This window comes from Streptomyces sp. SID4985, from assembly GCF_009863025.1.
GTDB lineage: Bacteria > Actinomycetota > Actinomycetes > Streptomycetales > Streptomycetaceae > Streptomyces.
The window spans coordinates 1-534 of record NZ_WWIR01000597.1 but is presented as its reverse complement, the minus strand read 5'-3'; the positions used below and the strand labels follow the sequence as shown (position 1 = coordinate 534).

The window sequence follows — 534 nt, the reverse complement described above, 5'->3', positions numbered from 1 at the left end:
GGCGGCGCGGGCGCGTTCCAGGCAGGACTGGGTGCGGGCCTCGGACTCGGCGGCGTCGTCGGCCAGTTCGCGCAGCTTGAGCTGCCAGCCGGCGCGCTCGCGCAGCCGGTGGGCGAGTCCGGCGAGGGCGTCGGCGGCGCGGCGGGCGCGCTGCGCGGCCTCCTGCCGTTCGTCGCGGAGCTGTACGGCCTCGGCGGCGCTCTCGTCGGTCTCGGCGCGCAGGGCGCGGGCCTCGGCGAGTTCGGCCTCTGTCTCCTCGGCGAAGGCGCGGGCCTCGGCGGCGGCTCCGGCGAGTTCGGTGAGGCGTCCGGCGGGGCAGCCGGTGCGCCAGGAGGAGAGGCGGGCGGCGAGTTCGCGGTCCTTGCCGAGGCGGGCGGCGAGGGTGCGGATCTCCTCGTCGCGGGCGGCGGCGCGGGTGCGCAGGGCCTGGCGCTCCTCGTCGGCGGCGAACTCGTCGTGCATGGCCGGGTTCGGCGGGACGAGGAACACGTCGCCGGGCGCCGCGTCGGCGGCCGGGGCGGGCGCGAGCAGCGC

At 79.8% G+C, this 534-nt stretch carries 1 pseudogene; it reads right to left on the bottom strand.

The annotated features are described in order from the left end of the window. A pseudogene (locus GTW40_RS25645) lies at positions 1 to 534 on the bottom strand (hypothetical protein); the annotation flags it as partial.